Origin of the sequence: Actinophytocola sp., assembly GCF_036555685.1 — a bacterium.
Lineage (GTDB): Bacteria > Actinomycetota > Actinomycetes > Mycobacteriales > Pseudonocardiaceae > Actinophytocola.
Genome location: NZ_DATBKY010000280.1, coordinates 1 through 8,143 on the forward strand (window position 1 = coordinate 1; position 8,143 = coordinate 8,143).

Annotated in this window: 8 protein-coding genes; all 8 read right to left on the reverse strand. The window is 74.0% G+C overall.

The features are described from left to right. Positions 1-1,104: HAMP domain-containing protein (locus VH969_RS28315; RefSeq protein WP_331979709.1), on the reverse strand; the 1,104-nt coding region annotated here is incomplete at its 3' end. Positions 1,105-1,133: 29 nt separating this feature from the next. Then, the gene (locus VH969_RS28320; RefSeq protein WP_331979711.1) at positions 1,134-1,583 is read right to left on the reverse strand and encodes a response regulator; all 450 of its coding nucleotides are present in this window, start codon (positions 1,581-1,583) and stop codon (positions 1,134-1,136) included. A 195-nt stretch (positions 1,584-1,778) separates the two neighbouring features. Next, positions 1,779-2,891: an NDMA-dependent alcohol dehydrogenase gene (locus VH969_RS28325; RefSeq protein ID WP_331979713.1), complete on the reverse strand. Its 1,113-nt coding sequence runs from the start codon at positions 2,889-2,891 to the stop codon at positions 1,779-1,781. Positions 2,892-3,012: 121 nt separating this feature from the next. Further along, the gene (gene mftD / locus VH969_RS28330) at positions 3,013-4,176 is read right to left on the reverse strand and encodes a pre-mycofactocin synthase MftD (protein WP_331979715.1); all 1,164 of its coding nucleotides are present in this window, start codon (positions 4,174-4,176) and stop codon (positions 3,013-3,015) included. Between the two features lie 34 nt (positions 4,177-4,210). Further along, the gene (gene mftF, locus VH969_RS28335) at positions 4,211-5,641 is read right to left on the reverse strand and encodes a mycofactocin biosynthesis glycosyltransferase MftF (RefSeq protein WP_331979717.1); all 1,431 of its coding nucleotides are present in this window, start codon (positions 5,639-5,641) and stop codon (positions 4,211-4,213) included. Continuing rightward, complete coding sequence (locus VH969_RS28340) at positions 5,638-6,411, reverse strand: mycofactocin-coupled SDR family oxidoreductase (protein WP_331979719.1); 774 nt, start codon at positions 6,409-6,411, stop codon at positions 5,638-5,640. The genes mftF and VH969_RS28340 overlap by 4 nt, the downstream gene beginning before the upstream one ends. Continuing rightward, on the reverse strand, positions 6,408-7,094 hold the full coding sequence (mftE, locus tag VH969_RS28345) for a mycofactocin biosynthesis peptidyl-dipeptidase MftE (RefSeq protein WP_331979722.1): 687 nt from the start codon (positions 7,092-7,094) through the stop codon (positions 6,408-6,410). Before mftE ends, VH969_RS28340 begins: the two co-directional genes overlap by 4 nt. Before the next feature lies 1 nt (position 7,095). Continuing rightward, the coding region (gene mftC / locus VH969_RS28350) for a mycofactocin radical SAM maturase (protein WP_331979724.1) at positions 7,096-8,143 on the reverse strand (1,048 nt) is incomplete at its 5' end.

The following is an 8,143-nucleotide window of genomic DNA, read 5'->3' on the forward strand; positions in this document are numbered from 1 at the left end:
CGACTCCGTCAGGCCCTTCCAGGTACCCGACACACCCTTCACATCCGCCTGACCACCCAGCCGGCCCTCCGTGCCGACCTCGCGGGCGACCCGCGTCACCTCGTCCGCGAACGCCGACAGCTGGTCGACCATCGTGTTGATCGTGTCCTTGAGCTCGAGAATCTCGCCGCGCGCGTCGACGGTGATCTTCTGCGACAGGTCGCCGCGGGCCACGGCGGTCGCCACCTGGGCGATCGAGCGCACCTGCGCGGTCAGGTTGCCGGCCATGAAGTTCACCGACGTGGTCACGTCGCGCCAGGTGCCGGCGACACCGGGGACCTGCGCCTGGCCGCCGAGGATGCCCTCGGTGCCCACCTCGCGGGCCACGCGGGTCACCTCGTCGGCGAACGAGGAGAGCGTGTCGACCATCGTGTTGATCGTCGACTTCAGCTCGAGGATCTCGCCGCGCGCGTCGACGGTGATCTTCTGCGACAGGTCGCCCTTCGCGACCGCGGTGGTGACCTCGGCGATCGCGCGGACCTGCGCGGTCAGGTTGCCGGCCATGAAGTTCACCGACGTGGTCAGGTCGCGCCAGGTGCCGCCGACGCCGGGCACCTCGGCCTGGCCGCCGAGCCGGCCCTCGCTGCCGACCTCGCGGGCCACCCGGGTCACCTCGTCGGCGAACGAGGACAGCTGGCCGACCATCGTGTTGATGGTGTTCTTGAGCTCCAGCAGCTCGCCCTTGACGTGCACGGTGATCTTCTGGGTCAGGTCGCCGTTCGCGACGGCCGTCGCCACGCTCGCGATGTCGCGGACCTGGGCGGTCAGGTTGCCGGCCATCGCGTTGACGGACTCGGTGAGGTCCTTCCAGCTGCCGGACACCGCCGGCACGGAGGCCTGGCCGCCGAGCTTGCCCTCGGTGCCGACCTCGCGGGCGACGCGGGTGACCTCGGACGTGAACGTCGCGAGCTGGTCGACCATGCCGTTGAAGACCGTGGAGATCTCGTCCAGCAGGACGTCGCCGACCTGCGGCAGGCGGGTGGAGAAGTCACCGTCGCGGACGGACTTGAGGCCGTCGAGCAGCTGCTGGAGGCGTTCATCTGATGTGGACTGCCGCTGCGTCATCGGCACCTCTATCTGTCTGGGGCGGTGCGTCAGCGCACTCTCGGCCGCCCGGAAGGTCTGACGTCGAACGAGCTGTGCCCGGCCGCCACGCTGCGGATCGTGTTCAGCATGTCCTCGAGCACGCCCGCCTTGAGCAGGACGCCCGCGCCGCCGGCGTCGGCGACCCGGTCGGCGACCGACTGGTCGGCGGCGCCCGTGAACAGCAGCACCCGCACGTCCGGAGCGACGTCCAGGAGCCGGCCGATGGCCGCCACGCCGTCGCCGTCGGGTAACCGGCGGTCGAGCAGCACGACGTCGGGACGGAGGCTGATCGTCCGCTCCACCGCCTCCGCCGCCGTCGACGCGGTACCGACCAGCTCGATGTCGGGCGCGTCGTCGAAGGCCGCCGTCATCGCCATCACGACGAGGGCGTGGTCGTCCACGAGGAGCAGCCGAACGGTGCGGGACGTGGGGTCGTTGTGCGACGCCACCACACGCATCACTCCCGGCTAGCTCGTCTCGAACCCGTGGCCGGGCTGTTTCGACGCACGCGAGTGTAAGGCGTGCACCTACCGCGCCTCTACCAGCGCATCACCCATCCCTGTGGGTAGGTTTCCGACAATTCGCCGGTCGCTCACAGGACGGCTGCCGGCACGCCGCGCCCCGGCACCCGGGACGCGGCACGACAGCGGGGCTCAGGTCTCGTGCAGCAGGACGCCGCGGATGTTGCGGCCGTCGCGCAGGTCCTGGTAGCCCTCGTTGACCTGGTCGAGCGTGTACGTCCTGGTCACGAGCTCGTCGAGCTTGAGCTGGCCGGCGTCGTAGAGGCGCAGCAGCCGCACGATGTCGTACTGCGGGTTCGACGAGCCGAACAGCGTGCCCTTGACGGTCTTCTCGAACAGGGTCAGCACCGAGCCGGAGAGGTGGATGGTCAGCTTCTCGGGGTTGGCGAGCCCGGTGACCACGACCGTGCCGCCCTTGCCGACGGCGTTGAACGCGGCGCTGACGACGTCCTCGTCCACCGTGCCGACCGTGATCAGCGCCTGGTCCGCGCCCTGGCCCCAGGTCAGCTCCTCGATCTTCGCCTGGGCCTGCTCGGCGGTCGCGAACGCGTGGGTGGCGCCGAGGCGCAGCGCCGTGTCGCGCTTGAGCTCGACCGGGTCGACGACGATGACGTGCTTCGCGCCGGCGTGCGCCGCGCCCTGGACGGCGTTGATCCCGATGCCGCCGATGCCGTAGACGACGCACGTGTCGCCCGCGCGGACGTTGCCGGCGTAGACCGCGGAGCCCCAGCCGGTCGGCACGCCGCAGCCCACCAGCACGGCCTTCTCCAGCGGCAGCCAGTCGTCGACCTTGACCACGGAGTGCTGCGAGATCGTCGAGTACTGGCTGAACGTGCCGACGAGGCACATGGCACCGAAGTCCTCGCCGCCGGCGTGGAAGCGGAAGCTGCCGTCCGGGAAGTAGCCCTCGAGGATGGTGGCGCCCATGTCGCAGAGGTTCTGCCGGCCGGTGGAGCAGTAGCGGCAGGTGCCGCAGTTGGGGATGAAGCTGCACACCACGTGGTCGCCGGGCTTGACCTTCGTGACGCCGGGGCCGACCTCCTCGATGATGCCGGCGCCCTCGTGGCCGCCCACGATCGGGAAGCGCGGCACCAGGTCGCCGTCGGTGAGGTGCAGGTCGGAGTGGCACAGCCCGGCCGCCGTGTAGCGGATCAGGACCTCGCCTTCCCGGGGGCCGTCCAGGTCGAGCTCCATGATCTCGAACGGCTTGCCGGCATCGACCAGTACAGCTGCCTTCGTCTTCACGACGTACTCCTCTCCACTTCCCCCCGGCGTGGAGATCACCCCTGGCCTGCGCCGCCTCTCACCGTATCCGCCGACGTGGCCGCGGCTGAAGGCCCAGTTCACATGGCGCGAAAACCCGGGATCAGCCGAGCGTGCGCCGGAAGCCATCCGGGATGAGGACGTCCTCGCGGGAGAGTTCCCGCACCGAGCCGTGGCCGAGGGCCATCAGGGTCGAGTCGATGCCGGCGCGCATCAGGTCCAGGACGTTCTCCACGCCGGCCTGGCCGTTCGCCGCCAGGCCCCACAGGTAGGCGCGGCCGATCATGACCGCGCGGGCGCCCAGCGCGACCGCCTTCACCACGTCGCCGCCGCGGCGCACGCCGCCGTCCAGGAGGACCTCGACCTGGTCGCCCACCGCGTCCGCGACCGCCGGCAGCGCGCGGATCGCCGCCGGGGTGCCGTCGAGGTTGTTGCCGCCGTGGTTGGACACCGAGATCGCGCTCACGCCGGCGTCGACCGCGCGGCGGGCCTCGTCCACCCGCAGCACGCCCTTCAGCACGAACGGGCCGTCCCACTGCGCGCGCAGCCAGCGGACGTCCTCCCACGTGGGCGGCGGGGTCTGCATCCACTGGCCGTACGCGCCGAAGAACGTCGGCGGCGGATCCCCGCCCATGTTCGGCACCGTCAGGTCCGGGATGTGCCCGGTCCGCACGTACGACCACAGCCACCGGGGGTGCGTCAGCGCCTCCGGCGCGAACCGGATCATCTCGCGCGGCGTCAGCCGCTCCGGGATGTGCGGGCTGCCCCAGTCCCGGCTGTGCGAGAACGACCAGTCCAGCGTCAGGATCAACCCCACGGCACCCGCGGTCCGCGCCCGCGCCATCCGCTCGAGCATCTCGTCCCGCGTGCCGCACCAGTACAGCTGGAACAGCGTCATCGGGTTGGCGGCCACGACCTCCTCGACCGGCTTGCTCGCGAACGAGCTCAGCCCCATCGCCGTCCCGCGCGCCGCGGCCGCCCGCGCCACCGCGACCTCGCCGTCCGGGTGCACGGCCTGCACGCCGGTCGGCGAGATGAGCACCGGCATCGACAGCGACTGGCCCAGCACGGTCGTCGCCAGCTCGCGCTTCGCCGACAGGCCCGCGGTGCGCGGCGCGAACCCGAGCTCGTCGAACGCGGACACGTTGTCCGACACGGTGAGCCCGCGCTCCGAGCCCGCCAGGAGCGCGCTGTAGACCGACTTCGGCAGCCGCTTGCGCGCCCGCCGCTGCGCCTCGAGGACCGTCTCGAACCAGGCGTTGGCCATGACTACTCCGCCTCCCCGGAATCAACCCCTGAGGTCACCGCGAACCTTTCCCTTCGATCCGTAGCGGGCGCCGGCCCAGCCGCGGGCGGACGGGCGCGCTCGTCCGGTTGGCCAGGCAGCCGGCGAGCACGCCGCTGCCGTACGCGATGTCGTCGGCGAGGCGGCCGAGCACGTAGCGAACGGGATCCAGCGCCTCGCGCCGGGCGGCCCACTCGGCCAGCGGCGGCCCGAACAGCAGCGACGCGGCCGCGACCCGGCGCCGGCCCGCCACGAGCTCGACCGCGAGCAGCGGCGCGGCGAACTGCGTGCCGTACCGGCCGATGCCGAGCCAGGTCTGGTACGCCGCCTGCGCCATGGCCCCGAGCACGCCGGTGGTGGGCAGGCCGGCCCTGCGCAGCGTGCCGCCGATGCTCGCCACGGAACCGGCGTACGCGGCGAGCGCGAGCGCGGGCCGGCGGGCGATAGCCGCGACGGCGGCGAGCGTGGGCCACGGGAACAGGACCAGCGGCGGGACGTCGCCGGGGTGGCGCAGCGCGAGCGGGGCGGCGGACGTGCCGTAGCGGTAGCGGCGGTGCAGCAGCGCGGCCCAGGTGCGCGGTTCCTCGTGGCGCACGTGGACGGCCGGCTCGTAGCGGACCCGCCAGCCCGCCTCGTGCAGCCGCCACACGAGGTCGACGTCCTCGCCGGCGACGCGCAGGGCGGGGTCGAACGCGGCGCCCCGGCGCGCGACTTCGGCGAGCGCGCGCCGGCGGACAAGCAGGGCGGCGGTCGGCACGTAGGCGACGCGGGTGCCGGGCGCGACCGTGGCGCGCGCGGTGCCGAGGTCGAGCGGGCAGTTCGCCTTGGTGTACCGGGCGGCCCAGCCGGTCTCCGGTCCACTCGGGACGATCCGCGGCGCGACCGCGGCGACGAGCGGGTCGGCGAAGTGCGGGGCCAGCTCGCCGAGCCAGCCGGGGTCGGGCACGCAGTCGCTGTCCACGAAGGCCACCAGCTCGGTGCCGGCGTGTTCGAGCCCGCTGTCGCGCGCGACGCCCGGACCACCGGAGACCGGGCGCACGACGAGCTTCGCGCCGAACCGGGCGGCGACCTCGGCGACGGCGTGCGGGTCGCGCGACCCGTCGTCGACCAGGACGACCGGATGCCGCTCGCCGAGCGCGGTGAGGCAGCGGACGAGCCCGCCGACGCGGTCGCGGACGGGGATCACGACTGTCACGTCCGGCGGCTCCGCATGCTCGGCCCGCGGCGGCACGGGGTGCGCGAACCCCGCGTCGGTGAGCCGGCGGGCCAGCGCGGCGGCCGCCGGGGACACGACCGGGCCGCGGGCGAGCTCGTCCCAGGCGGCGCGGCCGGCCGCGGTCAGCCGCAGGACGCGCGCGGGCGAGCCGCCGAACCAGCTGTCCTCGGTCAGCCGCTTCGCGGCCGGGTCCAGCTCGACGCGGAAGCCGGCGGGCAGCGGCGTGCTCACAGCGCCAGGCCTCCGTCCACCGGCACCACCGCGCCGGTCATGCCGCTGCTCGCCGGGCTCGCCAGGAAGGCGATGACCGCGGCGACCTCGCCGGGCGAGAGGAGGCGCCCTTCCGGTTGCCGCGAGGCGAACTCCGCCGCGTCCGGCAGGTCGTAGAGGCGGGCCGTCTCGGTGAGCATGGCCGTGTCCGTCGACCCGGGACTGACGGCGTTCGCGGTGACGCCCGTGCCGCCCAGCTCCACGGCGAGCGAGCGGATCAGCCCCGTGACCCCGGCCTTGGCGGCGCAGTACGCCGCGAGCATCGGCAGCCCACGCGTCGCCGCCGCCGACGCCACGGCGAGGAACCGGCCGCTTCGCGGCGCGGGCCGGCGCAGCAGGGCGGGCACCGCCGCGCGCGCCAGGTTCACCACGCCCCCGAGGTCGACGTCGAGCACCGCCTGCTGTTGCTCGACGGGTACCCGCCAGAGCGGCACTCCCCCGGCGATCACCCCGGCGGCCGCGACGGCGACGTCGACGCCACCCCACGCGGACTCCGCCTCGGCGACCGCGGCCTCGAGCGCGCCGAGATCCCGCACGTCGGCCACGCAGGGCCGCACGCCCTCGATGGTGACCTTGTCCAGGTCGGACTTCGTGCCCAGCGGGTACGGCAGCGCCGGGTCGTCGGCGGCCGCGTCCACGGCCAGCACGCGCCAGCCGCGCGCGGCCAGCGCGACCACGGTCGCGGCGCCGATCCCCCGGGCCGCGCCGGTCACGACCGCCACCCTGGTCACGTCGGCCGCCACTCGCCGACCAGCGCGACGAGGTCCGCCGACAGCTCGTCCAGAAGGGCCTGACCGCCCGCCGCGGTGGCGCCCGACGGGTCGCCGAGCACGCCGGTCGCCGTCACCGCGCGCACGCCGCCCGACCGCAGCAGCGGCATCAGCTCCGCCAGCGGCCGCCGGTCCCCGGGCACCCGGCGCTCCACCCGCACGGCCGACGGCCGCAGCGCGAGCAGCATCGCCGTCTCCTCCCGGCCGGCGTGCGGGTCACCCGGCCACCGCGGCTGGAACAGCTCGACGTCCCGGGACTCCGCCCGCAGCCGGGCCACCGCGCGCGAGACCGGCTCGGCGTTGCCGCCGTGCGCGGACACGAACACCACGTGCGCGAACGTCTCCGTCGCCGACCGGCCGAGCTCGAGCACGAGCAGCTCCACGGCCGCCTGGCCGATCGACAGCGTGCCCGCGAACCCGGCGTGCTCGCCGCTCGACCCGTAGGGCACCGCGGGCGCGACGAGCACGTCCGGCCGCGCCGCCGCGAGCCGCGCGCACAGTGCCACCGCCACGTCGGTGTCGGTGGACAGCGGCAGGTGCGGGCCGTGCTGCTCGGTCGAGCCGAGCGGCACCGCGAGGACCGCGCCGGCGGCGGCGAGCTCGCCCGTCTCCGGCGAGGTCAGGTCCGCGAGCGACCGGGACACGTCAGGTGCCCAGCCCGGCGAGCGGGCTCTCGTCGCACGCCCGGTCGGGCCTGCTTGTCGGTGGCCGCATGCCGATGGTCACGGGAACCGGGCCCGTGCGGTGCGAGTGATCCAGCGACGGCTTCGGCTTGGCCTCCACAGTGGACAGAGCCGCCGTGCCGTGTCCCTTGACGCACTCGGGGTCCGGGCCGTCCAGCGGCAGGCCGGTGAAGAACTTCGCCGCCATGCACCCGCCGCGGCACGAGTCGAACGCCGAGCAGCGCGTGCACGCCCCACCGGTCTGCGGCCGGCGCAGGTCGGCGAAGAGCTCGGAGGTGCGCCACACCGACGTGAACCCACCGGGCGAGCGCACGTTGCCCGCCAGGAAGTTCTCGTGGATCGCGAACGGGCAGGCGTACACGTCGCCGACCGGGTCGATCAGGCACACGACGCGGCCGGCACCGCACAGGTTCAGCCCGGGCAACGCCTCGCCGTACGCCGCGAGGTGGAAGAACGAGTCACCCGTGAGCACCTGCTCGCCGTGCACGAGCAGCCAGTCGTACAACGCGCGCTGCTGGCCGGCGGTCGGGTGCAGCTCGTCCCAGACGTCCGCGCCCCGGCCGGACGGGCGCAGCCGGGTCAGGCGCAGCTGCGCGCCGAACCGGTCGGCGATCGCCTTGAACTCGTCGAGCTGGCCGGCGTTCCGCCGGGTCACCACGACGGAGATCTTGAACCCGGCGAACCCCGCCGCCGCGAGGTTCGCCATGGCCCGCGACGCGGTCCGGTACGAGCCGGGCCCGCGCACCGCGTCGTTGACCGCCTCGGTCGCGCCGTCGAGCGAGATCTGCACGTCCACGTAGTCGCTCGCGGCCAGCCGCTCGGCGATCTCCGGGGTGATCTTGATGCCGTTGGTGGAGAACTTGACCCCAACGTGGTGCGCGGTCGCGTAGTCGACCAGATGCCAGAAGTCCGGCCGCACGGTCGGCTCGCCGCCGCCGACGTTGACGTAGAAGACCTGCATCCGCTCGAGCTCGTCGATCACCGCCTCGCACTCGGCGGTGGCGAGCTCC

Bases quoted from the DNA above. Each gene is read 5' to 3' on its own strand.
- mftD (WP_331979715.1), bottom strand. From the start codon at position 4,176: ATGGCCAACGCCTGGTTCGAGACGGTCCTCGAGGCGCAGCGGCGGGCG.
- VH969_RS28320 (WP_331979711.1), bottom strand. From the start codon at position 1,583: ATGCGTGTGGTGGCGTCGCACAACGACCCCACGTCCCGCACCGTTCGG.